The sequence below is a fragment of the Bradyrhizobium sp. NBAIM08 genome, from assembly GCF_020193935.1.
In the GTDB taxonomy this organism is placed as follows: Bacteria; Pseudomonadota; Alphaproteobacteria; order Rhizobiales; family Xanthobacteraceae; genus Bradyrhizobium; species Bradyrhizobium yuanmingense.
In genome coordinates this window covers 1-433 of the sequence record NZ_JADYVR010000514.1, presented here as the reverse complement: position 1 = coordinate 433, position 433 = coordinate 1, and the positions used below count along the sequence as shown (strand labels likewise).

The window sequence follows — 433 nt, the reverse complement described above, 5'->3', positions numbered from 1 at the left end:
GTCACGGAGCGAGCGTGGGCGAGCGCCTCGTCGAGCTCGGCGAGTTGATCGTCGGACAGGTGCAGCGTCCAGGCGTCGACGTCGCTGACATCGCTCGCCCGCCACTCCGCCTGCGGCTCGAGCACACGCACCCTGTCGGCGGTCGGCCGGACGGGGGCGGGTCGTGCGTCGGTGCCTGGCACCGATGCACGACCTTGGTCGGTCTCGGTCGTGGTCATGCCAGCGCGCCGGTCGGGTTCGCTTGAGCACCGCGGATCAGGCGGCCCGGGAGGGCGTCGGTGGCTTCGCCGTCGTGGTAGGTCTCCTGGCCGGCGACGATCGTGTGGCTCCAGCCGGTGGCCCGCTGCAACAGGCGACGACCACCGGCCGGCAGGTCGTGCACGATCGTCGGCTTGTGCAGACGGAGTCGGTCGAAGTCGACGACGTTGAGGTC

2 pseudogenes are annotated in these 433 nt (G+C 71.4%); both read right to left on the bottom strand.

Going from position 1 to position 433, the window contains the following annotated elements:
- Positions 1-218: pseudogene (locus tag I6F37_RS40715) on the bottom strand (hypothetical protein); the annotation flags it as partial.
- Positions 215-433 (bottom strand): annotated as a pseudogene (locus tag I6F37_RS40710) (D-aminoacylase); the annotation flags it as partial. The pseudogenes I6F37_RS40710 and I6F37_RS40715, both read right to left, overlap by 4 nt.